Here is a 26,575-nt window from a genome sequence, read left to right as displayed (position 1 = left end):
CGAGCAGTTCTACCCCCCTCGATCGGGGGCCACCCCGTGACACGACGCCCCGATAGGCGTAGGGTCGGGCTCATCCCCTCCGTCGTTGTTGTCTTCGTCGGAAGCGGGCACTTCAGGTCCCGGTCCCGGCTTGTGGTCTCATTCTGAGAACAAGGCGGTTGTGACATGGGTTTCCTCTACTACGGCAATGACAGCTACGCGATCGAAGTCGACGATCGCCCCCTCGCCCACCTCAAGATCGCACTGCTCAGCCTGCTCCGCGCCGGCAAGAGCATCGCGTTCTCCTTCGAACGCGCCCCCGACCTCGGCAGCGGCCGCGAGACGCTCTGGATCTGCCCGTCCACGGACATCCGGTTCCGCTTCAACGGCAGCCGCCCACCCCGGATCAACGAGCTGTGGGTGCGGTCGATCATCGCGACGGCCGAGACCCCCACGGGGTTGCGCCTCGTCGATGAGGCCGACATCCCTGTGGCTGATCTCGCCACGAGGTGACCAACCACAGGGTTCTGGTCGACCTCGAGTTCGACGTCGATGAAGACCGCTTCAAGATCGACCAGCTGACCGACAACGCCACCGGGGTGTCCGACGTCACCGACCCGGGCCTCCGCGACGCCATCAGTCGCATCCTCATCCGAGCCGACTGGGCAGAGCACGGGCTCACACCGGTGCGGAGCGTCGTGACCAGCCGGCCGTGAGCCCACCCCTGATCGGCGAGGGCCGGCTCCGTCTCAGAGGTCCAGCTCGAGGAACGAGAGGTCAGGGAGGAGATCTGCGTCGTCGTCAGCCGCCACCGCGCACGGCACCCGATTGATCCTGACCGTCGTGGCCGACGTGATCAGGACTCGTTCCCGAGCGCCACCCGTTTCGATGTCCACGAACGCCCCGCCCAGATGAACGGCCTCGAGAATGCGGGCTTCGAGAGCGGCCACGGCCGGATCCTCCACAGCATATGAATGGTCGTTGATCGTCAGCAAGAACGTCATGGGTCGGCTTTCGTCGTCGGACACGACGCGCTACGCCGTTGCATCGAATGTACGCCTGCCGACCGGACCGCCGACCGGGGCTTGACCGCGCGCACTTCTTCCACCAAGCGCAGAACGCCGGTGCGTCGTCCTTGCTCCGAGGCCGCGTTCCCGAGACGATCGTCGCAGGGGGTTCGCAGCACACCGCAGCAGCACCCACCGAGGAGGAAGCACGATGACCTGGAGGATGCCGTCCGAGACGGCCGAGCACACCCGCACCTGGATGGCGTTCCCCCGTGAAGGCATCACGCTCGGCGGCACCGAGACCGAGCGCTCGGCGGGCTACGCGGCCTGGACCGCCGTGGCCCACGCCGTCGCCGAGTACGAGCCCGTCACGATGGTGGTCGACCCGAGCGAGACGGCCCGCGCGCGGCGCATGCTGTCCGGCGGCATCGAGCTGCTCGAGGCGCCCCTCGACGAGTTCTGGATGCGCGACGTGGGCCCCACGTTCGTGGTCGACGAGTCACGGCCCGGCCTCCTCGGCGCCGTGGACTGGACCTTCAACGGCTGGGGCGACCACGAGTGGTCCGAGTGGCGGCTGTCGGCGGATCTCGGCCGCGTGGTCGCCGAGGCAGCGGGGGCCGAGCTCGTGAGCTCGCTGCTCGTGAACGAGGGCGGCGGCATCCACGTCGACGGCACCGGCACGGTGCTCGTCACCGAGACCGTGCAGCTCGACCCGCGCCGCAACCCCTACGCCGACCGCGCCCGCGTGGAGGCGGAGCTCCGGCGCACCATCGGCGCCACCCGTGTCGTCTGGCTGCCCCGCGGCCTCACCCGCGACTACGACCACTTCGGCACGAGCGGCCACGTCGACATCGTCGCGACCATCACCGCGCCCGGCACCGTGCTGCTGCACGACCAGCGCGACCCGCGGCATCCCGACCACGCCGTCTCGGCCGAGCTCCGCGCCTTCCTCGCCGGGCAGACGGATGCGGCCGGGCGCCCCTTCACGGTCGTCGACCTGCCGGCCCCCGCCACCCTCCGCGACGAGGTCGACCAGACCGACGGGAACGACGGCACCGACTCGGCTGACACCGCTGACACCGCTGACACCGCAGACACCGCAGACACCGGAGACTTCGTCGACTGGAGCTACGTCAACCACCTCGTCGTCAACGGCGGCGTCGTGGCGTGCGGCTTCGACGAGCCCGAGGCCGATGCCCGGGCTCGCGAGATCCTCGCCGAGGCCTACCCGGGCCGCACCGTGGTCACCGTCGACGCGCGCGAGCTCTTCGCCCGCGGCGGCGGCATCCACTGCATCACCCAGCAGCAGCCCGAGGTCGCGTCGTGATCGAGGTGCACGAGGCATCCGTCGCCGACCTGCAGCGGGCCTTCGCCGAGGGGAGAACGACGGCGGTCGAGCTCGTGCGTGCACACCTCGCCCGCATCGACGCATTCGACGGGCCAGCGACGCCCACGGCCTTGAACTCCGTCGTGGTGCACAACCCGGAGGCCCTCGCCGAGGCCGAGGCCTCCGATGCCCGGCGACGTGCCGGAGAGCCGCTCGGCCCACTCGACGGCATCCCCTACACCGCGAAGGACAGTTATCTCGTGCGGGGCCTCACCGCCGCGGCCGGGAGTCCGGCGTTCGCCGAGCTCGTCGCCCAGTGCGACGCCTTCACCATCGAGCGGCTGCGGGCGGGCGGCGCCATCTGCCTGGGCCTCACCAACATGCCGCCGATGGCGAACGGCGGCATGCAGCGCGGCCTCTACGGCCGCGCCGAGAGCCCCTACGACGCCGGCTTCCTCACCTCGGCGTTCGGCTCGGGCTCCTCGAACGGCTCGGGCACCGCCACGGCAGCGAGCTTCGGTGTCTTCGGTCTCGGCGAGGAGACCTGGTCGAGCGGCCGGGCGCCGGCGTCGTGCAACGCGCTCTGCGCCTACACGCCCTCGCGCGGGGTGATCTCGGTGCGCGGCAACTGGCCGCTCACCCCCACGATGGACGTCGTCGTGCCTCACACCCGCTCGATGGCCGATCTCCTCGCTGTGCTCGACGTCATCGTCGCCGACGACCCCGAGACGCGCGGTGACTTCTGGCGCGCGCAGCCGTGGGTGGCGCTGCCGTCGGCCTCCGAGGTGCGGCCTCCCTCGTACCCTGCACTCGCCCCCGCCGATGCGGCGGCCGCGCGAGAGCGGCTGGCCGGAGTGCGGCTGGGTGTTCCGCGTCTCTACATCAACGCCGATCCGCTCGCCGGCACCGCCGAGCAGCCGGGCGTCGGGGGTGCCACGGGCCAGCGGATCGAGACGCGGCAGTCGGTCATCGACCTCTGGGAGGCGGCGCGAGCCGATCTCGAGGCAGCAGGGGCGAGCATCGTGGAGGTCGACTTCCCGCTCGTGTCGAACTATGAGGGCGACCGGCCGGGCGCGCCCACGATCCTCACGCGGGGGCTGGTGTCGCCCGAGTTCCTGCAGCGCGAGATCGTGGATCTCTCGGCGTGGGCCTGGGACGACTTCCTGCGTGCGAACGGCGATCCCGCGCTGCCCTCCCTCGGGGGGGTCGACGGCGAGCAGATCTTCCCGCAACCGCCAGGCGCGCTGCCCGACCGCTACGACGGCTTCCCCGACGACATCGCCGGTTACCCGCGCCACGTGCGCGATCATCCGGTCGCGTCGTTCACGGAGATCCCCCATCTCGACGAGGGGGTTCGCGGCCTCGAGGAGACCCGTCGCGTCGACCTCGAGGAGTGGCTGGACGGGCTCGGTCTCGACGCCGTCGTGTTCCCGGCCATGGCCGACGTGGCGCCCGCCGACGCCGATGTGGAGCCCACCTCGGCCGACATCGCCTGGCGGAACGGGGTCTGGGTGGCCAACGGCAACCTCGCCATCCGCCACGCCGGTGTGCCCACCGTGACCGTGCCGATGGGCACCATGAGCGACACCCGGATGCCCGTCGGTCTCACCTTCGCGGGCCGCGGGCACTCCGACAGCGCACTCCTCGCGCTCGCGGCGGCGTTCGAGCGGCTCGCGCCCCGGCGCACTCCGCCACCGCGCACACCGGCGCTCGGCTGAGTGCGCAAGCCCCTGCCGGGAGGGGACTGGAGGACTACAGTCGGTCTCGACGTGAAGGAGCGACGATGAACGACGAAACCTACCTCTGGCTCGAGTACCTCTACATCGGCCTGCTGGGGCTGGCGACCGTGGCGATCGTGTGGGTGTCGGCGATCGTCATCCTCAAGCTCTTCCGGGGCCAGCGCTGAGAGTTCACCGCACGGCTGTCGACCCCCTGGACAGCGGCGGGCACGCGTCGTAGCCTGTGCTGAGGTCGCGACGCTGAATCCCTATCAGGGTGGCCGCGGTCGTCTCGGAGTCCCGGTTCGCAGACCGAACCACTCCGCACAGAGGGCAAGGGCGCCCCACAACGTCGTGCAGCGCCCTTGCTCTCGTCCAAGCCTCAGGCGTGCCGGCCCTCCGATACTCCGGCAGAAAGACCTGTGGCCCCAGGTGGGTGCTCCTGGGGCCACGCCGAAGCGACTGCGTTCGGGTCGGCCGCCGAAGGATGGGGATCGGAACGGCGGCCGACGCCATCGTATGCGCACCGCCCGCCGCACCGCGGGCCACCGCGCCGTGCTTCACCCGCACATTCACCCGGAGCCCGCGATTCACTCCTCGATGAGCGCGACCGCCCTCGTCCATCCGGCAGACGCACCCCGGATCTTCGCAGGGAAGCACGAGACGGTGAAACCGAAGTCGGGCAGTGTCTCGAGCGCCGTGAGCTTCTCGATCTGGCAGTAGGCCGCCTCCATGCCCGCCTTGTGCCCTTCCCACACGATGCCCGGGTCGCCGGTTTCAGCGAATCGAGCAGCGGTGGCCGAGAAGGGCGCATCCCAACTCCAGCCGTCGGTGCCCATCACGCGGATGCCGGCCGCGATCAGGTGAAGTGTCGCGGCCCGGCCGAAGCCGCAGCCGCTGTCGATGAAGTCGTCGTGGCCGAGCCGCGCCCCGGCTGCCGTGTTCGCCAGGACGATGTCGAACGGACGGAGTTCGTATCCGATGCGAGCGAGTTCGGCGTCGATGTCAGCGGGCTGGACGACGTACCCGTCTGGGAGATGCCGGAAGTCGAGTCTGACTCCCGGAGCGAAGAACCACTCGAGCGGAACCGCATCGATGCCCCAGGCGGGCTCGCCCCCGTTCATCGTGGGGTGGTAATGCCACGGCGAGTCCACATGCGTTCCGTTGTGGGTCGAGAGCGTCACCTGCTCGACGGCCCACCCCGTCCCCCCGGTCATCGCCCCGATGGTCAGGCCCGGAAACAGCGATTCCACGAGCGGTTCGGTCTGCGCGTGGGTGGTGTACTCGATCCGCGGGCGCTGGAACGGCGGGTCAGCCCGTGTGTCGTTGTCCAGCGTGATGGAGAGGTCGATGACCCTCATCGAGCCGCCCCGGTCGTGGTCGCCCAGGGGTTCGCGAGCGCTTTCTCGAGTTGGGGCGAAGCGCCGTCCTCCGTCGCGGTCAAGCCTGCTGCCGCAGGAAACGCCTCCATCATCGAGTCGGGCATGTTCCAGTTCTTGAAGAAGTTGTTCGACCCCGCCGAGGGCGTCCAGCGCCGCGCCTCCCAATCGGGCACGTAGTTGCGGTACCCTCCCGAGTTGACCTCCACCCTCAGCCCGCTGGGCTCCCGGAAGTAGAGGAAGTTCTGCTCGCCGATCCCGTGGATCGACGGCCCGTACTCGATCGGCACGGATGCTTCGAGCATGAGGTCGGCCGTGCGCACGAGGTCTTCCGGATGATCGGTCCAGAAAGCGATGTGGTGAACGCGGCCCGGCCTGTCCGAGGTGTCGAGCACGATGCCGAGGTCATGGGATTTCTCATTGGTCGTGAGCACGGTGAACACGTTCACGGGCGCATGGTCGAGGTAGGTCTTCGCCATCACGCGGAACCCCAGGGCCTCGGAGTACCAGGCTGCGAACCCCTCCACATCGGTGCTGGCGACGGTGACGTGGTCGAGGAAGCGGGGCGCGGCACCATGGATGGCCCTGCGCTCGGGCCGATCGGGGTAGACGGAGGCGAACTCCGGGTCCGTGGTGAAGGGCTCCACCTCCCAGAACAGGGTCATCGAGTGCCCGAAGGGGCCCACGAACTCGTAGGCCCGCCCCACTGCAGGGAGATCGTCGCGCCAGAAGCCCGAGATGCCGCGTTCGTCGAGCCGGCCCACGAGTTCGTCGAGCGCCTCGGGGTAGTCGACCCTCCAGGCCATCGTGGCAAGCGATGCATCGTCGCCCGGGGCGATCACGAGGCTGTATCGGTCGTAGTCACCCCAGCACCGCAGGTAGATGCGGTCTCCGAGCCGGTCCACGATACGCATGCCGAACCTCTCCACATAGAACTTCGCCGACTCCTCCGGCTCCGGTGCCGTGATCTCCAGGTGAGCGATATGACCCAGTAGCTTCTTCATCTGACGCGTCCTCCGATCTCTGCTCGTCGTCGAGCTCGCAGTCCACGATGCCCGTCCGCGGGTTGCGCGTAAATGCACCGGAACCTATGGCATCCATCGACCACGCCGATACTCTTCCCCCATGAACCTGCGGAGCATCGATCTCAACCTGCTCGTCTCCCTCGACGCGCTGCTGAATGAGAGCAGCGTGAGTCGCGCGGCCGAACGGATGCTCGTGGGGCAGCCCGCCATGAGTGCCACCCTCGCCAGACTGCGCGCGCTCTTCGACAACCCGTTGCTGGTGCGTGTGGGCAGAGAACTCCGCCTCACACCGTTCGCGGAAGCACTGCGCGAACCGCTCACCGACGTGCTCACCGGGATCGAGGCCGTCGTGAACTCGGGGGTGGCTTTCGACCCCGCCACGAGTTCCCGCACCTTCACGGTGATGGCGAGCGACTACGTGGCCCTGGTGCTGCTGCGTCCTCTGATGGAGAGACTGCGAAACGTGGCTCCGGGCGTGCGGCTCGTGATCACGCCCGTGGGTCCCGACCTGCTCATGCAGCTGGGCCGCAGCCAGACGGACGCGGTCGTCGTGCCACGGGAGATCCTGCCTCCGAGATTGGACCTCCCGCACGAGACCCTCTTCGAGGACACCTTCGTGTGTGTCACCGACGCCGCAGTCCTCACCGAGCCCGACTCCGCCTTCACCGTCGAGGATCTGACGGCCATGCCTTACCTGCAGTCCAACCAGGGCCAGATGACGACGCTCGTCGACGGGCGCCTGCGCGCCCTCGGCATCCAACGCGATCCTGAGGTCGTCACGACGTCGTTCGTGATGGCACCGTTCCTGCTGCCAGGCACGAACCTCTTCACGGTCGTGCAGCGACGACTCGCGCTCGAGCTCATGGGCGACGACGCCCGCTACCGGATCTTCCCGCCGCCGGTGAACCTGGGGGTGATCACCGAGACGATGGTGTGGTCGCCCCGCCACGGGGCCGACCCGGGGCACCGTTGGTTGCGAGGGCAGTTGGGCGACCTCGCGAGCGCGGGCGAGCATCGATCCTGATGATGGGTGACATACGGACGCTGCCATAGGAACGGCCTCCTGCGTCCTGCACACTCGGGTCTAATCGACACACTGGAGTGGCAATGCGCTGGGTACGGTACATCTCGGATTCGGACGGTCTCGAGCACGTCGGGATGCTCGGGAGCGACACGATCCTGGCGCTGGATGCCGAGGAGCAACTCATCGACATCCTCGGCCGAGGCGGTCTCGAGCAGGCGGCGCAGACTGCTGCGGAGGCGCCCTTCGAAGTCGTGGTCGCCTCCTCGGTGCAGTTGCTCGCTCCCATCGAGACGCCGCCCTCGGTGCGCGACTTCATGTCGTTCGAAGAGCATGTGACCGCCTCCATGGCGGCGCTCGGACGCTCGGTCAGCCCGGTCTGGTACGAGCGACCCGTCTTCTACTTCAGCAATCCGGCCGCGGTGGCGGGGCCGGCGCAGGCCATCGCGATTCCTCCGGGCTGCGCCGAATTCGACTTCGAGCTCGAGATCGCCGCAGTCGTCGGCGAGCGCTGTTCCGATGTGGCGGTCGACGACGCCGAGCGATACATCGCCGGTTACACGATCCTCTGCGACTGGAGTGCGCGGGACTTTCAGGAACGGGAGATGACCGTCGGCCTCGGACCTTCGAAGGGCAAGGATTCGGCGACCACGCTCGGGCCGGCTCTCGTGACTCCTGATGAGCTCGCCGACCGTCGAAGCGGCAACGGGTACGCCTTGAGGATGTCCGTCGACGTGAACGGTCGACCGTATTCCCTCGGCGACTGGTCGAGCATCCACTGGTCGTTCGCCCAGATGCTGAGCCACGCATCCCGCGGCACCACCCTCGTGCCGGGGGACGTGCTCGGCAGCGGCACCGTCGGCACCGGTTGCATCCTCGAACTCGGTCGGGTGCACGGGTTCGAGCGATTCCCGTACCTCGAGGCCGGGGACGTGGTGACCCTCGAGGTCGAGCGCCTGGGCCGGATCACCACCACCATCCAGCCGCCCCGCGGCGCCTGACTGAAAGAGAATCAGCATGTTCGAACCGTTCCCCGGCAACTACGTCTGGAACCTGTCGGTGAGCCTCTCGCTTTCGACCGGCGGCCAGCTGACCGAGATCCTCGAGGCCATCGATCCCGTGATCGGACTCTCGGCAGAGGGGGACGACGCCACGTCCGCCTACCTCGACGCCTGGGAGGGGCTCGGCGATCGCATGGTCTCACTGGGCGACGAGGAGCTCGCCGCCGGTCGGCCGTGGAGTGCCGCCGCCCGCTTCGAACGCGCCGCCAACTACTACATGACCGGCGAACGGATGCAGGAGATCGGTGGCCGCCGCAGAGCCGATGTCTACCGCAAGATGCTCGAAGCCTTCGCTCGGGTCGTGACCTACGGCGGCGAACCCGTCTCGAGGGTCGAGATCCCGTTCGAGGGCGGGAGCTTCCCCGGCCTGTTCTTCCGGGCACCCGGAGCCGGGCCGCAGACCCCCGTGATGGTGCAGTTCAACGGCCTCGACTCCACGAAGGAGCAGATGTGGGGGTCGCCGCTGCGCACCGAGCTGGCACGCCGAGGGATCTCGCTCCTGATGGTCGATCACCCGGGGACAGGCGAGGCGCTTCGGCTGCGGGGCCTCACAGCGGTGCCGGAGAGCGAGCGCTGGGGATCAGCCTGCATCGACTATCTGGAGTCACGTGACGACATCGACCAGGCGCGCATCGGCATCGTGGGCTGGTCGCTCGGCGGGTACTACGCTCCGCGGGCTGCGGCGTTCGAACCGCGATTCGCGCTGTGCGTGGCCTGGGGAGCCAACTACCACTGGGGTGAACTGCAGAAGGCACGGGCCCGGCGCGAGGGCGAGAACCCGGTGCCGCACTACTGGAAGCACGTGCAGTGGGTGTGGGGCGTCGAGGATCGGGACGCCTTCATGGAACGAGCGGCCGAGATCTCCCTGGCGGGAGTCGTGTCGTTGATCACGGTGCCGTTCCTCGTGACGCACGGAGCCGGCGACCGCCAGATCCCTCTCACCGATGCCACCGAGCAGTTCGAGGCCGCCACCGGCTCGCCCGACCGCGAACTCAAGATCTTCACGTCACGTGACGGCGGCATCGAGCACGTCAGCGTCGACAACATGCTCCCCGTGTCGGCGTTCATCGCCGACTGGGTCGCGGCGCGACTGTGACGCCGCACCTCCCTCATCCCGAAAGGACACCATGAACTCGCACTCCAGCACCCCACCCCGCGGTTCGCGGGGAACCGTCGCCATCGTCGGCGCCGGCGTCGGCGGCCTCTCGGCCGCGCTCTCCCTCCACGAGGCCGGCTTCGACGTCACTGTCTACGAGAAGAGCATGCTCGTGGAGCCGCTCGGTGGAGCCATCACCATCAATGCCGTCGGCATCGTGATCCTCCGCAGCTACGGCATCGACATCGAAGACCTGAAGCCGGCACACAGTCAGCGCATGGTCCGCAGCGACGGCCGGCATCGAGTGCTCTGGGAGACCGACGAGTCGCTGCTCGACCAGGCCGGGGTCTCCGGGTGGCTCGCCGGCGCCATGCGCTCCGATCTCTATCAGCGGATGCTGGCCCGGGTGCCCTCGGACATGGTCCGGGGTGGATACGCTCTCGACCACCTCGAGCAGTCCCCCGACGCGGTCGAGCTCCATTTCTCCGACGGCCGGGTGGAGCGGGCCGACCTCGTGATCGGAGCCGATGGCATCAACTCCAGAGTTCGCGAGAGCGTCTGGGGGCCGTCCGAGCTCAAGCACCTCGGGATCGCGGTCTGGCTGGGGTGGGCGGAGTTCGACGGGGCGTCCCGCGACGAGATGGTCATGCACCACGACGAGCACTACCAGTTGGGAATCCAGCCCCTCCGATACCAGGAGAAGGACTGCTTCGAGTGGTGGTTCGTCGAGTCGTGCGCGATCGACCAGGCCGCGCCGGCGGATCCCTACCGCTACGTCGCCGACCGCGTGCAGGAGTTCGTCGATCCTGTTCCCGCGCTCGTGGGCGCCACGGACCCCGACCATCTGTTCCGGTGGGTCGTCAAGTACCGCGACAACCTCACCGCCTGGTCGAAGGGGCGAGCGACGCTGCTCGGTGATGCCGCGCATCCGACCTCTCCCTACGCCGGGTACGGAGCGGGCATGGCGATCGAGGACGGCTACTTCCTCGGGAGGTTCCTGCGCGGTCTCGACCTCACCGACCCTCGGTCGCTGGCAGCCGGCCTGGCCCGCTACGACGCGCAGCGGGTGGAGTACACGAATGGCGTGGTCAGTTTTGCGCAGACGCTCGGGCGGGTCTTCCACAACTACCCCAAGCCGGTGCGGATGCTGCGCAACTTCCTGTTCGACCACACGAAGATCCCCCAGAAGCAGATCAGCAAGGGGTACACGGGTGAGGCGCAGACCCTGCTCCGTGACGTGCTGAGCGCTCAGGGGCTCACGTGACCAGGCAGATGGGGGCCCGTTCGTCCTAGGCGTGTGCGGCGAGGGCCACGATCGTGCGGATCCAGCGGTACGCCTCGACCATCGTGGGGGCGACGACCTGCACCGAGCGCTGCCCGGTGCGGATCACCGGCGGGGGCACGCTCGCGGCGTCGGCCTGCCGTTGCAGCGGAGGTCGAGGACGGCGTCGTCGAAGGTGTGGCTCAGGGTTCCGCGCGCGCCGGCGCGGGGGTGGTAGCCGATGAAGATCGCCTCGTCGCCGCTCCGGATGCCGTCGATCATGGCGAGCGGCCGCGGCTTGCCACGCAGCAGGCCGGCTGTGGGGTCGAGGTCGGCGGGGAGGATGTTGCGGTAGCCGCCGTGGCCGTCGGAGACGACGATCTCGGCCGACGCATCCGCTCGCCTGATGCCTCGGACCGCGGCGTTCACCTCGTCGGTGAGCAGGCGCCGGGCCCACTCGTACTCCGCGTTCCCGGGCCGCAGCTCCTCGCTCGCCACGACTCCCGCCACGCCCTCGAGGTCGGCCGAGATGAAGAACCTGCGCGTCGCGTCCATCCCCCGAGCCTAGGCGGATGCCTCCGCCGCGCGCCCGGCCCGCTCAGGTCGTGATGAAGAAGAAGAACATCGCGAACGGCACCGCCGACACCACGATCCCGACCGTCGCCAGCCACCGCGCCGCGGAGGGCCGCGACCGCAGCACCGACACCATGCCGGCGAACATCCCGATCACCGCGAACCACAGCGGGATCCACGTCGGGATCCCCACCGCGAGCGTCACGATCGCCGCGAGCCCGCCGAGCACGGCCACCACGGCGACCGGATCGACACCTCCCCGGGGCCGCTGCAGGGTCTGAGGTCGTTCCGTGGGGTCGTCGATCGCGCTCATGATCCCAAGCGAATCCACCACCCCCGACCTCTCGCAAGGGGCTTGCGCTCCCGCGTCGGGGTGCCGCCGAACGCAAGGTGCATCGCGCCGCCGGCCACGGCGGGTTCCAGCCCTCGCCCTGCCCCGAGGAGGCGCAACCCTCCATCTGCACAGAGCTGCGCCCGAGTCCACAGCGGCCGTCACCGTGGCGAACCACCTGAACAGGGGGTACGGCCGCGACACCCCGCTTCGCTAGAGTCGACCTCGCGAGCGACGACACCCACCCGTCGCTCGCCTCCCGATCACCGACCCACCCCCGGGCACGAGCCGACGTCACGTCTTGTCCGAAGGCCCGGCCGACCTCGAGGATGCGCGTGCCTGATTCAGTGACCAGCTACGGTGTCGCGAAGTTCGGCTCGAGCGAAGCCCGCCCGAAGATCGTGGGGGTCTACGCGGGAGCGGGTGGCTGGAAGCCCGCCGAGGGCTCCCGCCTGACGAAAGGCACAGCGGCCCGGTTGCGCGCCGAGGGCATCACGATGGTGCGGGTGCGCTGGCACTTCCGCACCCACGAGATCCTGCTGCGCCGCTACCTCGGCGGCTGACACGGGCGCATCCCCGGCCACCCCGATACGATCGGGGCCATGGAGCCACAGGACAAGAAGGACGCGCACGGGCCCGATGCGGCCGACGACACCAGAGCGGCGAACGCGGCGGAGAACCCCGCCCAGGCCGAGACCGAGGACGCACTGAGGTCGATCAAGTCGCTCGGCGAGGATCTGAGGGGCTGAGATGAGCTACCAGGACCAGGGCACGGGCTACGGACAGCCGCAACCGGGACAGCAGCCCCCAGGCCCCCAGCCGGGTGGCACGGCTCTCGCCACGACGGCCCTCATCCTGGGCATCGTCACGATCGTGCTCGCGTTCGTGCCCATCCTCAACCTGCTCGCGGTGTTCGTGGGCATCGCGGCGCTCGTCGTCGGGCTCATCGCGGTCAACCGGGCCCGCTCCCGCGGCAAGGGTAAGGCGCTCACGGGCGCCATCCTCGGCGGCGTCGGCACCGTGCTCTCCATCGTCCTCATCGTCGTGTACACCGTGATCGGCGTCTCGGCGCTCGTCGAGAGCGTGGAGTCGAACCGCCCCAGCGCCATCTCCGTGCCACCGCTGCTCACCACCCCCACGGCTCCGCCCGAGCTGCCCACCGCGGGTGGTCCGCTCGATCCGGATCCGGCACCGGGCTCGGCTGCTGAGCGTCAGGTGTTCACGGGCGAGGGCGACGACGTCGTGGTCATCGACCTCGCGGGCCGCGCCGGAGTCGTGACCTTCGACTGCCCCGCGTGCGAGGGTCCGACGTCGCTGGCCACGAACGGCTCCGCGCCCGAGCTCGTCGAGGTGGAGGGGCCGTGGAACGGCCAGTACCTCATCGACCCGACGGGCTTCGATGAGCCCACGACGGAGCTGACCGTCACCACGACGGGCCTGTGGTCGATCGTGGTCGACGACGTGTCGTCGGTGACCCCGTCGTCCGGCGACGTCGCGGGCTCTGGCGACCGCGTCGTCTTCTTCTCCGAGGAGTTCTTCGACGCGGAGGTCACCCACGAAGGAACCGGGCTGTTCGGCATCGTGTCCTACGCCGCCGGAGTGCCTGAGGTCGTCGTCGACCCGGAGGATGACACCTTCGTCGACGGCACCGTCTACCTCAGCGGCCCCGGCTACGCGCAGGTGATCGCCGACGACGACTGGGCGATCACCCCCGTCCTGCCGTAGCGGGCGCTCGCGCCCGACCCCCCGGCCTCAGGCGGAGGGGTCGGGCGCGGTGTCGTCGGTGTCGTCGAGCGCCACCGCGGTGCGCGGAGTGAGCCCGGGGATCTGCGAGGCGGGGACGGGAAGCCGCACGATGAGCGATCCGGGGTCGACGCCGAAACGGCCGCGTGTGGTCTCGCCCACGGGGTCGCCGTCGAGTTCGGCCAGCACGGGCTGGTCGAGCTCGAACTCGAACTCGCGGCCGGGCCACTGCTTGAGCGACGCGAGGCCGTTGCGGTTGCGGGTGGCGACGTCGATCGCGACGCCGAGCCATCCGGCCACCGCGTTCGGCCGCAGCATTACGAGCTCGAGATCGCCGTCGTCGAGCACCGCGCCGGTGGCGAGCTCGATGTTGGCCACCACCGAGCTGCAGTTGCAGGCGAGCACCATGAGGCAGTCGGTGGGCTCCTCGGCCTCGCCGTCGATCGTGAGGGTGGCCTCGAAGCCGCCCTTGAACAGCGCAGGGGCACCGGCGGCGACGTAGGCGCCCCAGCCGACCTTCTTCTTGAGCTCGTCGTCGGTGTTGTCCATGATCTGGGCGTCGAGTCCGACTCCGCCCATCACCACGAAGGTGCGCTCCTCTCCGTCGTCGAAGGTCGCGGTGCCCACGTCGATGGCGCGTTCCTGGCCCAGCAGGGCGATCTCGACGGCGTCGTCGAGCGAGTTCAGCGGCAGGCCGAGGTTGCGGGCGAGCAGATTGCCCGTGCCGCTCGGCAGCAGCCCGTAGGGCACGCCGGTGCCGCGGAGCACGCCCGCGATCGCGCGCACGGTGCCGTCGCCGCCCATGGCGCAGACCAGGTCCGCGCCCGCATCGAGGGCAGCGCGACCGGCGGCTGCTCCGGAGTCCTCGATGCTCGTCTCGAACCAGAGGGGCTCGTTCCAGCCTGCGCGCGCCGCACCGGCGGCCACGATGGCCTTCACCTCGTCGACATCGGTGAACTTCGAGGGGTTGATGACGACCGCGACGGTGCGCGGCTCGGCGGGAGTGGTGGTCATGTGCTCAGTCTTCCTCACAGATGAGGGAGCACGACCGCCACGGGGTGACGATCGTGCTCCCGGCTGGTTCGCCGATCAGTTCTTGAAGGCGTCCTTGACGTTCTCGCCGGCCTTCTTCACGTCCGACTTGGTCTGGTCGGCCTTGCCCTCGGCGACGAGCTCGTCGTTGTTGGTGACCTTGCCCACAGCCTCCTTGGCCTTGCCGGCCAGGTCTTCGGCTGCGTTCTTGATCTTGTCTGCTGCGCTCATGTCGAGCTCCTTTCGGTGGTGTTCTTCGGGTGGGAAGGCACCTGCGGGCTGCGGGCGCCCTGGGGTGGGTCAGTGGTCGGTCATTGCAGGCGGGTGCTCGAGCCCGTGCGGGACCGGAAGCCTCCGCTGATCTGCACGAGTGCCGGCAGCGGACGGCCGAGCAGCTCGTCGAGGGCGCGCACGGCGTCGTCCACGATGTCCGCGGCGTCCTTCGGCGAGACGCCCCGCCGGCAGGTGACCGCGATCTTGAGCACCGGCGTGCGGCGCACGCGGTAGGCCGAGACATGGGAGGCGATGAACTCGGGCCGCGACCCGATCGCATCCTCGAGCGCATTCGCGGCGAGTGCGGACTCCACCTCGGTGCGGCCGTGCTCGCTTGTGCGCTCGGAGAGCACGGTGCGGGTGTGCCCGCGGCCCTGCCGCACGATGAACACGACGAGCAGAATGACGGCGAGCACGATCACGACGAGCACGGCCGGCATGATCCAGCTCACGCCGGTGTCGCCGAGCGGGGTCGCCTGCAGCCAGGATGCGACCTGGGCGTTCACGTCGCCCGCGATCGCCTTCCAGGCGTCGCGCACCGTGGGGATCAGCACGGCGGCTGCGGCGGCGGCGGCGACGACCACGAGGAGCAGGCCGACGATCAGGACGAGGAGGCGGTTGGCCACCCGGTTGGTGCTGTTCATGCGCCGATCCTCCCGCTCTCCGCGATGTGCACTCGCGCGGTGACCGCAGGGCTGAGGCCGTAACCGGCGAGCCGGCGCTCGGTCTCGGCCGTGACCTCGTCGCGATCGACGGGGATGCCCGAGGTGGGGGTGAGGTGCACCACGGCCCGCCGGTGCGACACCGAGACCGAGGCGTTGTCGGGGTCGACGTTGCCGGCGAAGGAGGCGTGACGGGCGAGCGCCGAGGCGATCACCTCGTTGTCGACCACCACGGCCGTGCGTTCGGAGGCGAGCACATGGCGCGCACGCCGGCCGGGTGACAGGGCGACGATCACGAGCACGAGCCCGATCACGGCCGCCCCGATGCCCGCTGCCGCCACGATCGCCGCGGGGGCGTCGGCGAGACCGACGGTGGAGGTGAACATGTCGACCGGCGCCACGAGCAGCGCGGGGGCGCCGAGCAGCGCGATCACGATCTCGGTGCCCACCCAGGCGAGCGCCAGGATGAGCAGCGCGGCCAGCACGATCGCGACGAGCGAGCGCGGCGAGTGGGTCTCCCGGCGGATGATCCGGCGATAGACGGGTTCGAAGGTGGGTCCGGATGCGCGCGCCGGAGCCGTGGGGGCGGCGGTGCGCGCATCCGGGGCTCGGGGGGCCGGCTTGGCGAGGGTGGTGCTCATCGGACTCTGTCCTCTTCTCGGATGTCGGCGGCGGTGAGCCGCACGACCACGCGGGCGACGGCCGAGCCGGTGAGGGCCCGCACGCGATCGCGGATGGTCTCCTGGGCGGCGGCGGCGCGGTCGACGACGGAGCCGCCGGCGCGCGCCACCACGTCGGAGCCGGCCTGCACGCGGTTGAGCGAGACGACCCTGATGGGTGTCGAGACGGTGAGCACGAGCAGTCCCTTCTCGTCGGCGATGTCGACCCCCACGCGGGAGGCCTTCACGTCGAGGGCGTCGGCCGTGACGGCCGCCACCACCCGGTTCAGGGCTTTCGCGGCGATCCGGTTGCGGCCCCTAGGGCCCGTCGCGACAGGGTCCGCCGCGGCAGTGCCGGTCGGGGCGGCGCTCATGACGACGAGCGCTTTCCGCGGAAGGCGTCGACGAGTCCGGCCACGCTGAGCTTGCCGTCGACGATGCGACCGATCAGGGCGCCGAGCGCCATGGCGACCGCCACGAAGAAGAAGGCCCAGAAGCCGAGCACGATCCAGGTCAGAGCCAGGACCGCGCCGACCAGGATGCCGGTGCGGGTGGACGAGGGGATCACTGGACTCGTGCCTCGGTGGTCTCGGCGACGTCGTCGGAGGGGAGGTGCACGTCGTTGACGGTCACGTTGACCTCGGTGACCTGGAGGCCCACGATGGTCTCGACGGCCTGGATGACGCCGGAGCGCACGCCGTCGGCGACGTCCTGCAGCGAGAGCGGGTACTCGGCCACGATCGTCACGTCGACGGCGACCTGGGTCTCGCCGACCTCGACGCTGATGCCCTGGGTCTGGTCGACTCCACCGACGGCCTCGCGGATGGCGCCGAAGGCACGGGCAGCTCCACCGCCGAGGGCGAACACGCCGCGGGCCTCGCGGGCTGCGATGCCCGCGACCTTCGCCACGACGCCGTCGTTGATGACGGTCTTGCCGAGTGCGGTCTGCACGTTGGTGGGCGAACTCGTGGTGCTCGTGACGGTGGCGGGGGTCGGCGTGGGCGTGGGCGTCGAGGTGGCCATGGTAGTTCTCCTTCGGTTCAGGTGCTGTTGCGTTGTCACCGGTGAGACGCGCCCGGTTGCGGATTCGTCACGCCTTCCTCGAAAAAATATCCGGATTCCACTAGATCGGCTAGTCATTAGTCTGTCTAGACACCTGTCGAACGGGCTCGAACGTGCACGGCAGGGCGTTCAGGGCCAGACTGGATGCATGATCGGAATCGCTATCGTCGCCCTCGTCATCGGACTCGTCCTCCTCTTCATCGGCCTCTTCGTCGAAGCGGCCAAGTTCCTGCTCTGGATCGGACTCGTCATCGTCATCCTCGCGATCATCGCGGCGATCCTCCGCTACATCCGCCGCAAGGCCTGACCGGACATGGGGAGTTCTCCCCATGTCCGCGAAGTGCCATCAGGGCGGGATCACGCTACATTCGGTACATCCACACCGAACTCTCCCTGGGGGAAACACACATGACGAACAAGGACAACCTCACCACTGCGCCCGCCGGCACCGACTTCCCGGGCAAGACGCTCGGCATCGTCGGTCTCGTCGTCGCAATCATCGCGAACCTGATCGGCCTCATCATCAGCGCCATCGCGCTGTCGCAGTCGAAGAAGGCCGGCTACAAGAACACTCCGGCTCTCGCCGGCGTGATCGTGGGTGCGATCCTGACCGTGCTCGGCATCATCTTCGGCATCGTCGGCGTCGTCGGCGCCATGTCGGTGGCCACCTACACGTACTGAGCATCACCACGAAAGGCCCCGTCCCTCATCGAGGGGCGGGGCCTTTCGCCATGCCGGTCGGAACGCTACCGGCCGCGGCCGGTGAGCTTCTGCAACCGGTCGATGTGCTCGGAGGCCTCCGCCTTCGTGAGGTCGGCCGGCAACTCCTCGCCCGCCTCGCGGAGGAGGGTGTCGAGATAGCTCTTCTGCGGGCCGGTCATGGGCTCGTCACCCGTGACCCAGTCCTCAGGATCCTTGCTCGCCGACTGGGCGGGGTCGGGCCCCGCACCGCCGAGCATCTCGGTCTCTCCGGGTCCTGCGCCGGATCCTGCGCCTGCGTCGTCGGGAGAGGCGATCTGCTCGTTGTCGGCGAAGGACTCGCGCGCATCCGGGCCGTTGGGGTTGTCGTCGGGGGTGTCGGTGTGGGTGGTGTCGCTCATGGGCTGGAGCGTACGCCGACCCCTCGCCACCGCCAGGGGTTGCGGCGCGAGAGGCATCGTGATGGGAGACGGCGGGATGACTAGGCTCGTCGCATGGACGAGGCCCGCCGCTACGCTCACTCCCGCCTCGCCTCCGGGCTCGCTCCCCGGGTGGTGGTCTCCGAGCTCGTCTCCGCGGGCTGGCCGCCGGCGGCCGCCTGGACCGTCGTCTCCTCGGTGACGCCCCCGCCGGCACCCGTGCAGCCGCCCCTCGACCAGCCCGCCGGCTGGCTGCCCGTGGGCAGCATCGTCGTGGGCGGGGCCTTCCTTCTGGCGACCGCGCTCATGGCGGTCGCGGTGTTCCGGTCGCCGGACGGCCCCCGGGCCCACCTCGCGAGGCTCACCGACGGCCAGCTGCCGATCGGTCTCTACCTGGCGGTCACCGTGGCACTGTGGCTCGTGGGCCTCGGCCTCCTGATCGCCCACCACGTGCGGTCACGGCGAGCGCGACTCGCCACCGGGCGGAGGAGGCGAGTGTCGACCGCTGTCGTCTTCGCCTGGATCCTCACCGTCGGCAACCCGATCCTCGCCGCCCTGCTGGGTGTCTTCGGCGTGGTCTTCGCGGTCGCCCTCGGCGTGATGTGCGGCGAGGCCGTGAGCGAGAACTGCGGGATGGGCGGCTGACGGCCCACCCCGCATCGCCCTCGGGGCCTGCCTACTCGTCGGTGTCGCGGAGGTCGTCGGGCGCCTTGTCCCCCACCGGCTGGGATTCGTCGGATCCCGGGATCCCCGGCGCGTACCGGTCCCAGTCGGGCTGCGCCTCCCCCGGGGCGCCTCCGGTGGGCCCGTCGTCGCCGTCTCCGACGCCGGTGAACACCGTCTCACCGGCCACGGCGTCGTTCGTCACCGTCTCTCCGGCCAGGTCGGGATCATCGAGTCGGTCGTCGTTCTCTCGTGCAGTCATGCCTCCACACCTACTCCACCCTCGAGGTGCCCACCACCCACCGACCAGCCCGATGGATGGCGCGACGGCCGGATCAAGGCATCCTGGAGAGGATGCCTCTCCACCCCCACAGCATGCTCCCGGCTGCCGACCCCGGGCGGCGCACCCATTTCGCCGAGTTCTACGGCGCCGTGCCCGCCGCCGACCGCCCGATCGGACTCGTCATGGGCAACTGCCAGGCCGAGTCACTGCGACTCGCCCTGCCGCATCCGGTGGCGTGGGTGCGCACTCCGCCCGTGCACGAGCTCACGGCCGGCGACATGCCCCACCTCGACCGCCTCGTCGAGGCCGCGTCGGTGCTCATCAGCCAGCCCGTGCGCGACGACTACCACGGCCTGCCGATCGGCACGCGACAGCTGTTCGCACGGGTGGGCGCGAGGAGGGGCGCGGGTGTCGCCCCAGGTGGAGCCGGGAGCCTCACCGCCGTGGTGCCTGTCATCCGCTCGGCCGCCCTGTACCCGGCGCATGCCCTCGTGCGGCCCCCGAGCGAACCGTCGCTCGCGCCGCCACTGGTGCCGTATCACGACTTGCATGTGCTCGCCGAGGCCGCGGGCCAGCCGCTGCCGCCCCTCACGGTGCGGAGCACTCGCGCCGTCGGGTCGCTGTCGCAGCGTGAGCTGCGGTCACGCGAGCAGCGGCACGGTGCCGTGCCCGTCTCGGATCTCTTCGAGCACCCGTCGTTCGACCTCATGCGCACGATCAACCATCCGGGCAACCCGGTCTGGACCGAGCTCGCCGCCCGCGTGGCAGCTCACCTCGGTCTCGACGGCGATCCGGTCGAGCTCGAACGCCCCCTGCTGAACCGCATCCATGCACCGCGGAGCGCCGTGGTGATCGAGGCGTGGGAGCTCGCGACGCCCGCCACGGACCACTGGACCGTCGACGGGGAGCAGGTGCCCGACGACGAGGTGCGCCGCGCCCACCTCACCTGGTACGGCGAGCATCCCGAGGTGGTGGCCGCGGGCGTCTCGCGTCATGCCGAGGCACTGTCGCTGCTGGCGGACGCGTGACGACCGCCGCCGACCGCCACCCGCGGAACCACCGCCCCTCGCCTCGACCGCGCCCGGCCGTCGGCTGGGCTCCGCCCACCCTCCTCCTCACGGGCCAACCGGAGCACGGCGTGAGCACCTATGCCCGGCATCTCGCCGAGAGCGTGCACGCGCTGCACCCCTCGACCGAGCTCTCCGGGGTCGATCCCGGTGCCTCTCCCTCCTCCGCCCAGGGCGACGGCGGGTGGGTGCATCTGCACTTCACCGACCGCCTGTGGGGTGCCGACGCCGAGTCGGCCGCGGCCGCTGTGGAGGCCATCGCGGCCGAACGGCCCCTCACGGCGACGTTGCACGACGTGCCGCAGCCCTCCGACCGTGTGCACTTCGCGCGACGGGCGGAGGCGTACCGCCGGGTCGTCGCGGCGGCATCCGGCGTGGTCTGCAACAGCCGCCACGAGGCCGAGCTGCTGCGGGAGTTCACGTCCGGGGTGTCGCCGACGGTCATCCCTCTGCCGGTCGCGGCGGCGCATCCGTTCGCCCGGCCGCACGGGCTGGAGCACGAGGTGGCACTGCTCGGCTTCTACTACCCGGGCAAGGGGCACGACCGCGTGCTGGAGGCCGTCGGGCGGCTCGCAGCCGCGGCCGCGCCCGATGCGCCCGCGGGGCCGGCCGGTGCGCCCACGAGTGCAGCCGGTGCGCTCGGGGGGTTGCCGAGGGTGGTCGCGCTCGGGCGTGCGTCGGGTGGCCACGAGCACGACCTCGAGCGGATGCGCGTGCGGGCCGCCCGGCGCGGGCTCCGGTTCGAGGCCACGGGCTACCTCAGCGACCCCGAGCTGCTGCGGCGGGCCAGGCGGGTGGCGGTGCCCGTGATCGCCCACGACCATGTGTCGGCCTCGGGATCGCTCGCCTCGTGGATCAGCGCAGGCAGGCGCCCCCTCGTGGTGCGGAGCCGCTACATGGAGGAGATGGCCGAGCTCCGCCCCGGCACGCTCACGCTCGTGGGCCCCGAGGACCTCGCCGAGGGCATCGCACGCGCCCTCGCCGACCCGGCGTCGACCTGGCTGACGGGCGACGAACCGCTGCACCCGACCGGTCGCGACGCCGTGGAGCTCTACTGCGCCTTCTGGGCCGAGGCGATGGCACGATGACGACGGCCACGCCGCCGACACCGCCGGGCGGGCGCACGGTGCCCGGAAACGACTGGAGTGTGCTCGATGGGCAGGTGCCGGTCGAGCCGCCGAGGGTCTCGGTCGTCGTGGTGCACTTCGAGCAGCACGACGACCTGGTCCGCACCCTCGCGGCGCTCGCCGCTCAGTCGCACCCGGCCGATCGCCTGGAGGTCGTGGTGGTCGACGACGGGTCGGCGACGCCTCCTTCCGTGCCGCCCGGCGTGACCCTTCTCGTGCAGGAGGATCGCGGCTTCCGCGCTGCCGCCGCACGCAACGCCGGCGTCGCCGCCTCGACGGGATCGGTGCTGTGCTTCCTCGACGCCGACACCGCTCCCGAACCGGGCTACGTCGAGGCGCTCACCCGCCTGCCCGCCCTGGCGCCGGAGGCCGTCACCGTGGGCCGCCGCCGACACGCCGATCTCGCCCCGTTCGCCGGCGGTGGCGCCTCGGTCGCACAGGCCGCGGCCGGCCGGGAGCTGCCCGAACCCGAGTGGCTCAGCGAGGCGTATGACCGCAGCCGCGACCTGCTCGACGCCGACGAGCGTTCGTACCGCCACCTCATCGGCGCCGTGCTGTGCTGCTCGCGCTGGTTCTTCGACGAGATCGGCGGCTTCGACGAGGCGTTCGTGGAGTACGGCGGGGAGGACTGGGACTGGGCGCACCGGGCCTGGCTGGCCGGGGCGGTCTTCGCACACGTGCCAGAGGCGGTGGCCTGGCACAACGGTCCGGATGCGGCGCTCCGCGACGCCGACCCCGTGCGGGTGGGCGCGAAGAAGAACGCCGAGACCCTGGCGCTGCTGCCGCGCATCACGGCGCCTGGCGCGACCGGCCGTGGCGTCGCATCCGCCCGGCCGGATGTCGTGGTGCTGCTTCCCGAAGGCGATCCCGCGGCGGTCTACCGCACGGCCGACACCCTGTTGCGCGCGCTGCCGACCGCCGTGCTGGTGACGGCCGACGAGGCGTCTGCCCGCCTCCTCGGGCACGACTCCCGCATCACGGGCGACCGATCCGGTGCCGTCGGCTCCGCGCGCACCGTGATCGAGGTCCCGTCGGCGTTCGGTGTGGCCGAGGCCGACTCCGAGCACTTCGGCCGGCTCCTCACCGAGGCCTCGGCCCGGGTGGGCCGCGGCACCCTCGGCACGGTGGAGCTCGTCTCCCCTCGGGCGCCCTTCGCGCTCACCCTGATGTCGACCCGGCGCCTCTCGCGCCTGCGCCGCTGGGGCGCCGACACCGGCTGGCGCACCGAACAGCTCCAGGCCCCGTTCGTCGCGCTCGATCCCCACGCCGACCTCGCCGCCTACCTGGGAGGCTGGGGCGACCCGGCCTGAGCCGCCGGGAGTCGACAGCCGGGCGCCCAGGCACCCGGGCACCCGGGCGCCCGCCGCGCCTACTCCCTGTCGATGGCGTCGACCGCGTCGCGCATCCGCTCGAGGAACTCGACGATCGCGAGCCCGCCCGCCGCGTCGATGCCGCTGGTCGCGGCGATCATCCGCGCGTGCATCTGATCGAGCGTCTTCCGCACCTCGGCGTCGGCGTGGTCGGTCGGCTCGATCATGGTACGACGGCGGTCGAAGGGGCTCGGCACCCTGCGGAGGTGGCCGCCGGCCTCGAGCCGGTCGAGCAGCGCGGTGATCGAGGAGGTCTTCACGCCGAGGTAGTTCGCGAGGTCGGTGGGCGTGATGTCGCGGCCGCGCTGGCGGCCGCGGATCAGGAAGCGAAGGGCGAGCAGGTCGTTCTCCCCCATGCTCATGGAGTCCTGCGTGCGGCGGCGCATGGCGGACTCGGCGGCGCGGTACAGGCGCATCGCCTCGAGGATGCGCACACCGCGTTCGTGCTCGGTCTGGTCGAACCAGTACCGATCTCTCTCCACAGGTTCTGCACTCATGTGGATAAGTTTAGACCGACTGATCATTAGACGCTCTAAAGAAAAACCCAGGGTTTGTCAATGGGGTACGAAAACCGGTTCTATTGTCTAGATTGACTAATGACTCGTTCGTCTAGCGAAGGATACGACCTCATGAACCAGGACTCAGCCCGCATCCCGACCATCACCCCGCTCGTGCACCCCGACGTGCTCGACTACGTGAAGCACCGGTTCGGCTATTCGGAGCACGACCTCATCCTCGACAGCCTCGAGCCGTTCGGCTCCGAAGCCGCCTGACACCGACTGTCCAGCCCCCAACAGAAGGAGCACCACCATGGCCCAGATCATCGAGACCATCGACGTCGACGTCCCCGTCCGCACCGCCTACAACCAGTGGACGCAGTTCGAGTCGTTCCCGCACTTCCTCGACGAGGTCGAGTCCATCACCCAGACCGATGACACCCACTCGCACTGGAAGGTGAAGGTGGGCGGCGTCGAGCGCGAGTTCGACACCGTCGTCACCGAGCAGCACCCGGATGAGCGCGTGGCCTGGACGAGCACCGGTGGCGACACCGAGCACGCCGGCGTCGTGACCTTCCACAAGCTCTCCGACACCGAGAGCCGCGTCACCGTGCAGATCGACTGGGAGCCCGAGGGGCTGCTCGAGAAGGTCGGCTCCCTCGTGGGCGCCGGCACGCACGCCGTCAAGAAGGATCTGCAGAACTTCAAGGAGTTCATCGAGAAGCAGGGCTCCGAGACAGGCGCCTGGCGGGGCGACGTCGAGGCCTGATCCTCGTCGCCGCCCTCCTACGCCTCTCGGCGTGAGATGACCAGCCCCCTGCGGGCCGGCCTCGGGTGGAGTGCACTGGTGGCATGGCCATCTCAGCACTCCACCCGCTCCCCCGCAGGATCCTCGCCCGCCGCGTCGTCACCCTCGGGGCCGGCACGCTCCTGGCGGCCGGCGCCGTCCTCGGCCTCTCCGGCTGCGGTGACGCCGACGCACAGACCCCCTACCCCGAGCGCACGGAGTCGGGCACGCCTGTGCCGCCGGACGACGACATCACACCCGCCCCCGAGCCCACCGGCCCTTCCGTCGACGAGACCGACTTCCCGACCCCGGTCCCCACCACCGAGGACGACTCGGACACCCTCGACGGCTGAAGCCGCGCCTACGCGCGTGAGCGCAGCAGCGTGAACGACCCGTCCCGCACGATGAGCGTCGTCACCGGCCCCTCCACCTGCTGACCATCGTCGCTCGACGCCGCCAGCTCCCACTCGGATCCCGGCGCCGCGGGCACCGCGAACTCGACGCCGTTCTCGGCCGCGTTCAGCAGCAAGGCGAACGAGTCGGCACCCGGATGCGTGAACACGAACGCGATCGACCGTGCGTCCGGGTTGTCCCAGTCCTCGTCGGCGAAGCCCTCGCCGTCGGCGCGAAGCGTCAGCACGGCGTCCTGCGCTCCCTCGACGCCCGGGCCCTGCCGGAACCAGACGGGTCGGAGCGCCGGATGAGCCGCCCGCAGCTCGAGCAGCGTCGTCGTGAACGACAGCAGCGACTCGTCCACCGCCGACCAGTCGAACCACGAGATCTCGTCATCCTGGCAGTAGGCATTGTTGTTGCCGCCCTGGGTGCGCCCGAGCTCGTCGCCGCCGAGCAGCATCGGCACGCCCGCCGAGAGCAGCAGCGTCGCGAGCAGGTTGCGGCGCTTGCGGTCGCGCCGCTCGTTCACGGCGGCGTCGTCGGTGGGGCCCTCGGCGCCGCCGTTGGAGGACTTGTTGTCGCTCTCGCCGTCGTTGTTGTCCTCACCGTTGGCCGCGTTGTGCTTGTCGTTGTACGAGGTGAGGTCGTGCAGCGTGAAGCCGTCGTGGGCCGTGACGAAGTTCACGCTCGACAGCGGCGAGCGCCGCGAGGCCTCGTAGACGTCGGGCGAGCCCAGGATGCGCTGGGAGACCGTGCCGAGCACGGCATCCGTGCCGTTCCAGAAGTCGCGCACGTCGTCGCGGAACTTCCCGTTCCACTCCGACCAGCCGGCGGGGAACCCGCCCACCTGGTAGCCCGCGGTGTCCCAGGGCTCCGCGATCATCTTCACGGGTGCGAGCACCGGATCCTGCTGGATGAGGGTGAGGAACGCGCTGTGCAGCTCGGCGTCGCCGCCCTGCCTGGTGAGCGTGGTGGCGAGGTCGAAGCGGAAGCCGTCGACGTGCATCTCGGTCACCCAGTAGCGCAGTGAGTCCATGATGAGTCCGAGGGCGGCGGGGTGCCCCACGTTCAGGCTGTTGCCGGTTCCGGTCGTGTCGAAGTAGTGCGCTTCGTCGCCCTCCACGAGCCGGTAGTAGGCCACGTTGTCGATGCCCTTGAACGACAGCGTCGGTCCGAGGTCGTTGCCCTCTGCGGTGTGGTTGTAGACCACGTCGAGGATGACCTCGAGCCCGGCGGCGTGGAACGCCTTCACCATCTGCTTGAACTCGGCCACCTGGCCCCCGTCGCCGGCGGCCAGGGCGGCCTCGCTCGCGTACTCCTCATGGGGTGCGAAGAAGCCGATCGAGTTGTAGCCCCAGTAGTTGCGCAGGCCCTTCTCCTCGAGATGGCTGTCCTGCACGAATTGGTGCACGGGCAGCAGCTCGACTGCCGTCACCCCCAGGTCGGTGAAGTGCTGGAGGGCGGCGGGATGCGCGAGGCCCGCGTAGGTGCCCCGGATCTCCTCGGGCACGTCGGGGTGCAGCTTCGTGAAGCCCTTCACGTGGGTCTCGTAGACGACGGTCCGGGCGAACGGAGTCCGCGGTGCGCGGTCGCCCTCCCAGTCGAACGAGGGGTCGGTGATGACGCAGCGCGGTGACACCGGCGCGGAATCGGTCGCGTCGAAGGAGGCCGGCTCGACGAGGTCGTGGCCGAACGGCGCCTGGTTGTCGGCGGCCCAGTCGTAGCCGCCCACGATGGCGGTGGCGTGCGGGTCGAGCAGCAGTTTGTTGACGTTGTGACGGAGACCGGCCTCGGGGTTCCACTCGCCCTCCACCCGGATGCCGTAGTGCGTTCCCACGCGGGCCGCGTCGACGAAGCCGTGGAACACGTGGCCGGTGCGCTCCTCGAGCCGGGTGCGGGTCTCCTCCTCGCCGTCGAACGTCGACACGAAGACGGCGTCGGCGGTCTCGGAGTACAGGGCGAAGTTGTAGCGGCCCTCGATCAGGGAGAAGCCGAGCGGATAGGGCAGAGAACGGGGCGAGACGGATTCAGGCACCCCCTCATCTAGGCATGATCGCCCGA

At 70.1% G+C, this 26,575-nt stretch carries 37 protein-coding genes; 21 read left to right on the top strand and 16 right to left on the bottom strand.

Going from position 1 to position 26,575, the window contains the following annotated elements; translation table 11 throughout:
* The first annotated feature begins 165 nt into the window (after positions 1-165).
* Together N1028_RS13435 and N1028_RS13430 are read left to right on the top strand one after the other, a co-directional pair.
* Entirely contained in the window at positions 166-492 is a 327-nt protein-coding gene (locus N1028_RS13435; RefSeq protein ID WP_259529800.1) for a DUF7882 family protein, read from the top strand.
* Positions 489-695, top strand: a complete 207-nt coding sequence (locus tag N1028_RS13430) for a hypothetical protein (RefSeq protein WP_259529799.1) — start codon at positions 489-491, stop codon at positions 693-695. The genes N1028_RS13435 and N1028_RS13430 overlap by 4 nt, the downstream gene beginning before the upstream one ends.
* A gap of 33 nt (positions 696-728) precedes the next feature.
* Here the strand turns inward: N1028_RS13430 and N1028_RS13425 are convergent, their stop codons facing one another.
* Entirely contained in the window at positions 729-1,007 is a 279-nt protein-coding gene (locus N1028_RS13425; RefSeq protein WP_259529798.1) for a hypothetical protein, read from the bottom strand.
* Between the two features lie 190 nt (positions 1,008-1,197).
* Here N1028_RS13425 and N1028_RS13420 point away from each other — a divergent pair, with 190 nt between their 5' ends.
* From N1028_RS13420 to N1028_RS13410, 3 genes are all read left to right on the top strand, one after another.
* The gene (locus N1028_RS13420; RefSeq protein WP_259529797.1) at positions 1,198-2,313 is read left to right on the top strand and encodes an agmatine deiminase family protein; all 1,116 of its coding nucleotides are present in this window, start codon (positions 1,198-1,200) and stop codon (positions 2,311-2,313) included.
* Positions 2,310-4,031 (top strand): amidase, encoded by a 1,722-nt coding sequence (locus N1028_RS13415; RefSeq protein WP_259529796.1) that lies wholly within the window; start codon positions 2,310-2,312, stop codon positions 4,029-4,031. Before N1028_RS13420 ends, N1028_RS13415 begins: the two co-directional genes overlap by 4 nt.
* Positions 4,032-4,096: 65 nt before the next feature.
* The gene (locus N1028_RS13410) at positions 4,097-4,219 is read left to right on the top strand and encodes a hypothetical protein (RefSeq protein WP_259529794.1); all 123 of its coding nucleotides are present in this window, start codon (positions 4,097-4,099) and stop codon (positions 4,217-4,219) included.
* A 402-nt stretch (positions 4,220-4,621) separates the two neighbouring features.
* Here the strand turns inward: N1028_RS13410 and N1028_RS13405 are convergent, their stop codons facing one another.
* Both N1028_RS13405 and N1028_RS13400 read right to left on the bottom strand, forming a co-directional pair.
* Positions 4,622-5,392, bottom strand: a complete 771-nt coding sequence (locus tag N1028_RS13405; RefSeq protein ID WP_259529788.1) for a cyclase family protein — start codon at positions 5,390-5,392, stop codon at positions 4,622-4,624.
* Positions 5,389-6,414, bottom strand: a complete 1,026-nt coding sequence (locus N1028_RS13400; protein WP_259529786.1) for a VOC family protein — start codon at positions 6,412-6,414, stop codon at positions 5,389-5,391. Before N1028_RS13400 ends, N1028_RS13405 begins: the two co-directional genes overlap by 4 nt.
* A 121-nt stretch (positions 6,415-6,535) precedes the next feature.
* Between N1028_RS13400 and N1028_RS13395 the strand changes: the two genes are divergently transcribed.
* From N1028_RS13395 to N1028_RS13380, 4 genes are all read left to right on the top strand, one after another.
* The gene (locus tag N1028_RS13395; protein ID WP_259529784.1) at positions 6,536-7,459 is read left to right on the top strand and encodes a LysR family transcriptional regulator; all 924 of its coding nucleotides are present in this window, start codon (positions 6,536-6,538) and stop codon (positions 7,457-7,459) included.
* Positions 7,460-7,542: 83 nt separating this feature from the next.
* A complete protein-coding gene (locus N1028_RS13390) occupies positions 7,543-8,457 on the top strand; it encodes a fumarylacetoacetate hydrolase family protein (protein ID WP_259529783.1) in 915 nt (304 codons plus the stop codon).
* Between the two features lie 16 nt (positions 8,458-8,473).
* Positions 8,474-9,613 carry an alpha/beta hydrolase family protein gene (locus N1028_RS13385; RefSeq protein WP_259529782.1) on the top strand — a complete coding sequence of 380 codons (1,140 nt, stop codon included), beginning with the start codon at positions 8,474-8,476 and terminating at the stop codon, positions 9,611-9,613.
* A gap of 31 nt (positions 9,614-9,644) precedes the next feature.
* Complete coding sequence (locus N1028_RS13380; RefSeq protein ID WP_259529781.1) at positions 9,645-10,877, top strand: FAD-dependent oxidoreductase; 1,233 nt, start codon at positions 9,645-9,647, stop codon at positions 10,875-10,877.
* A 123-nt stretch (positions 10,878-11,000) separates the two neighbouring features.
* On the opposite strand, the gene N1028_RS13375 is transcribed toward N1028_RS13380, so the two are convergent.
* Complete coding sequence (locus tag N1028_RS13375) at positions 11,001-11,429, bottom strand: M55 family metallopeptidase (protein WP_259529780.1); 429 nt, start codon at positions 11,427-11,429, stop codon at positions 11,001-11,003.
* 43 nt (positions 11,430-11,472) lie between these two features.
* Positions 11,473-11,760 carry a hypothetical protein gene (locus N1028_RS13370; protein WP_259529779.1) on the bottom strand — a complete coding sequence of 96 codons (288 nt, stop codon included), beginning with the start codon at positions 11,758-11,760 and terminating at the stop codon, positions 11,473-11,475.
* 353 nt (positions 11,761-12,113) lie between these two features.
* Here N1028_RS13370 and N1028_RS13365 point away from each other — a divergent pair, with 353 nt between their 5' ends.
* From N1028_RS13365 to N1028_RS13355, 3 genes are read left to right on the top strand one after another with little or no spacing between them, the layout of a single operon-like run.
* Positions 12,114-12,341: a hypothetical protein gene (locus tag N1028_RS13365; RefSeq protein ID WP_259529775.1), complete on the top strand. Its 228-nt coding sequence runs from the start codon at positions 12,114-12,116 to the stop codon at positions 12,339-12,341.
* Between the two features lie 39 nt (positions 12,342-12,380).
* Entirely contained in the window at positions 12,381-12,527 is a 147-nt protein-coding gene (locus N1028_RS13360) for a hypothetical protein (protein ID WP_259529773.1), read from the top strand.
* Between the two features lies 1 nt (position 12,528).
* Positions 12,529-13,503 (top strand): DUF4190 domain-containing protein, encoded by a 975-nt coding sequence (locus tag N1028_RS13355; RefSeq protein WP_259529771.1) that lies wholly within the window; start codon positions 12,529-12,531, stop codon positions 13,501-13,503.
* A 27-nt stretch (positions 13,504-13,530) separates the two neighbouring features.
* Here the strand turns inward: N1028_RS13355 and N1028_RS13350 are convergent, their stop codons facing one another.
* The 7 genes from N1028_RS13350 to N1028_RS13320 form a co-directional block, all read right to left on the bottom strand.
* A complete protein-coding gene (locus N1028_RS13350) occupies positions 13,531-14,535 on the bottom strand; it encodes a diacylglycerol/lipid kinase family protein (protein WP_259529769.1) in 1,005 nt (334 codons plus the stop codon).
* Between the two features lie 75 nt (positions 14,536-14,610).
* Complete coding sequence (locus N1028_RS13345; RefSeq protein WP_259529767.1) at positions 14,611-14,784, bottom strand: CsbD family protein; 174 nt, start codon at positions 14,782-14,784, stop codon at positions 14,611-14,613.
* A gap of 80 nt (positions 14,785-14,864) precedes the next feature.
* Positions 14,865-15,470, bottom strand: coding sequence for a hypothetical protein (locus N1028_RS13340; protein ID WP_259529765.1), 606 nt, complete (start codon positions 15,468-15,470; stop codon positions 14,865-14,867).
* The gene (locus N1028_RS13335) at positions 15,467-16,129 is read right to left on the bottom strand and encodes an Asp23/Gls24 family envelope stress response protein (RefSeq protein ID WP_259529764.1); all 663 of its coding nucleotides are present in this window, start codon (positions 16,127-16,129) and stop codon (positions 15,467-15,469) included. The genes N1028_RS13340 and N1028_RS13335 overlap by 4 nt, the downstream gene beginning before the upstream one ends.
* Positions 16,126-16,521, bottom strand: coding sequence for a hypothetical protein (locus tag N1028_RS13330; RefSeq protein ID WP_259529762.1), 396 nt, complete (start codon positions 16,519-16,521; stop codon positions 16,126-16,128). The genes N1028_RS13335 and N1028_RS13330 overlap by 4 nt, the downstream gene beginning before the upstream one ends.
* Complete coding sequence (locus tag N1028_RS13325; protein WP_259529761.1) at positions 16,518-16,715, bottom strand: DUF2273 domain-containing protein; 198 nt, start codon at positions 16,713-16,715, stop codon at positions 16,518-16,520. Before N1028_RS13325 ends, N1028_RS13330 begins: the two co-directional genes overlap by 4 nt.
* Positions 16,712-17,170: an Asp23/Gls24 family envelope stress response protein gene (locus N1028_RS13320; RefSeq protein ID WP_259529759.1), complete on the bottom strand. Its 459-nt coding sequence runs from the start codon at positions 17,168-17,170 to the stop codon at positions 16,712-16,714. The genes N1028_RS13325 and N1028_RS13320 overlap by 4 nt, the downstream gene beginning before the upstream one ends.
* Positions 17,171-17,357: 187 nt before the next feature.
* Between N1028_RS13320 and N1028_RS13315 the strand changes: the two genes are divergently transcribed.
* Complete coding sequence (locus N1028_RS13315; protein ID WP_259529757.1) at positions 17,358-17,516, top strand: hypothetical protein; 159 nt, start codon at positions 17,358-17,360, stop codon at positions 17,514-17,516.
* A gap of 101 nt (positions 17,517-17,617) precedes the next feature.
* A complete protein-coding gene (locus tag N1028_RS13310; RefSeq protein ID WP_259529755.1) occupies positions 17,618-17,890 on the top strand; it encodes a hypothetical protein in 273 nt (90 codons plus the stop codon).
* 65 nt (positions 17,891-17,955) lie between these two features.
* Here the strand turns inward: N1028_RS13310 and N1028_RS13305 are convergent, their stop codons facing one another.
* On the bottom strand, positions 17,956-18,168 hold the full coding sequence (locus N1028_RS13305; protein WP_259529959.1) for a DUF3072 domain-containing protein: 213 nt from the start codon (positions 18,166-18,168) through the stop codon (positions 17,956-17,958).
* Positions 18,169-18,402: 234 nt separating this feature from the next.
* Here N1028_RS13305 and N1028_RS13300 point away from each other — a divergent pair, with 234 nt between their 5' ends.
* Entirely contained in the window at positions 18,403-18,972 is a 570-nt protein-coding gene (locus N1028_RS13300; RefSeq protein WP_259529753.1) for a hypothetical protein, read from the top strand.
* 31 nt (positions 18,973-19,003) lie between these two features.
* Here the strand turns inward: N1028_RS13300 and N1028_RS13295 are convergent, their stop codons facing one another.
* Complete coding sequence (locus N1028_RS13295; protein ID WP_259529751.1) at positions 19,004-19,252, bottom strand: hypothetical protein; 249 nt, start codon at positions 19,250-19,252, stop codon at positions 19,004-19,006.
* A 92-nt stretch (positions 19,253-19,344) separates the two neighbouring features.
* Between N1028_RS13295 and N1028_RS13290 the strand changes: the two genes are divergently transcribed.
* The 3 genes from N1028_RS13290 (at position 19,345) to N1028_RS13280 (ending at position 22,777) form a co-directional block, all read left to right on the top strand.
* Complete coding sequence (locus N1028_RS13290) at positions 19,345-20,301, top strand: WcbI family polysaccharide biosynthesis putative acetyltransferase (RefSeq protein ID WP_259529750.1); 957 nt, start codon at positions 19,345-19,347, stop codon at positions 20,299-20,301.
* Positions 20,302-20,411: 110 nt separating this feature from the next.
* The gene (locus tag N1028_RS13285; RefSeq protein ID WP_259529749.1) at positions 20,412-21,428 is read left to right on the top strand and encodes a glycosyltransferase family protein; all 1,017 of its coding nucleotides are present in this window, start codon (positions 20,412-20,414) and stop codon (positions 21,426-21,428) included.
* Positions 21,425-22,777 carry a glycosyltransferase family 2 protein gene (locus N1028_RS13280; protein ID WP_259529748.1) on the top strand — a complete coding sequence of 451 codons (1,353 nt, stop codon included), beginning with the start codon at positions 21,425-21,427 and terminating at the stop codon, positions 22,775-22,777. The genes N1028_RS13285 and N1028_RS13280 overlap by 4 nt, the downstream gene beginning before the upstream one ends.
* 59 nt (positions 22,778-22,836) lie before the next feature.
* On the opposite strand, the gene N1028_RS13275 is transcribed toward N1028_RS13280, so the two are convergent.
* Complete coding sequence (locus N1028_RS13275; protein ID WP_259529746.1) at positions 22,837-23,334, bottom strand: MarR family winged helix-turn-helix transcriptional regulator; 498 nt, start codon at positions 23,332-23,334, stop codon at positions 22,837-22,839.
* A gap of 132 nt (positions 23,335-23,466) precedes the next feature.
* Between N1028_RS13275 and N1028_RS13270 the strand changes: the two genes are divergently transcribed.
* From N1028_RS13270 to N1028_RS13260, 3 genes are all read left to right on the top strand, one after another.
* On the top strand, positions 23,467-23,610 hold the full coding sequence (locus tag N1028_RS13270) for a hypothetical protein (RefSeq protein WP_259529744.1): 144 nt from the start codon (positions 23,467-23,469) through the stop codon (positions 23,608-23,610).
* 37 nt (positions 23,611-23,647) lie between these two features.
* A complete protein-coding gene (locus N1028_RS13265; RefSeq protein WP_259529742.1) occupies positions 23,648-24,103 on the top strand; it encodes an SRPBCC family protein in 456 nt (151 codons plus the stop codon).
* Positions 24,104-24,186: 83 nt separating this feature from the next.
* A complete protein-coding gene (locus tag N1028_RS13260) occupies positions 24,187-24,474 on the top strand; it encodes a hypothetical protein (RefSeq protein WP_259529741.1) in 288 nt (95 codons plus the stop codon).
* Positions 24,475-24,482: 8 nt separating this feature from the next.
* On the opposite strand, the gene glgX is transcribed toward N1028_RS13260, so the two are convergent.
* Positions 24,483-26,549 (bottom strand): glycogen debranching protein GlgX, encoded by a 2,067-nt coding sequence (gene glgX / locus N1028_RS13255; protein WP_259529739.1) that lies wholly within the window; start codon positions 26,547-26,549, stop codon positions 24,483-24,485.
* Positions 26,550-26,575 lie beyond the last annotated feature (26 nt).

Origin of the sequence: Herbiconiux oxytropis (assembly GCF_024979315.1) — a bacterium.
In the GTDB taxonomy this organism is placed as follows: domain Bacteria; phylum Actinomycetota; class Actinomycetes; order Actinomycetales; family Microbacteriaceae; genus Herbiconiux; species Herbiconiux oxytropis.
This window is presented reverse-complemented; position numbering and strand designations above follow the sequence as displayed.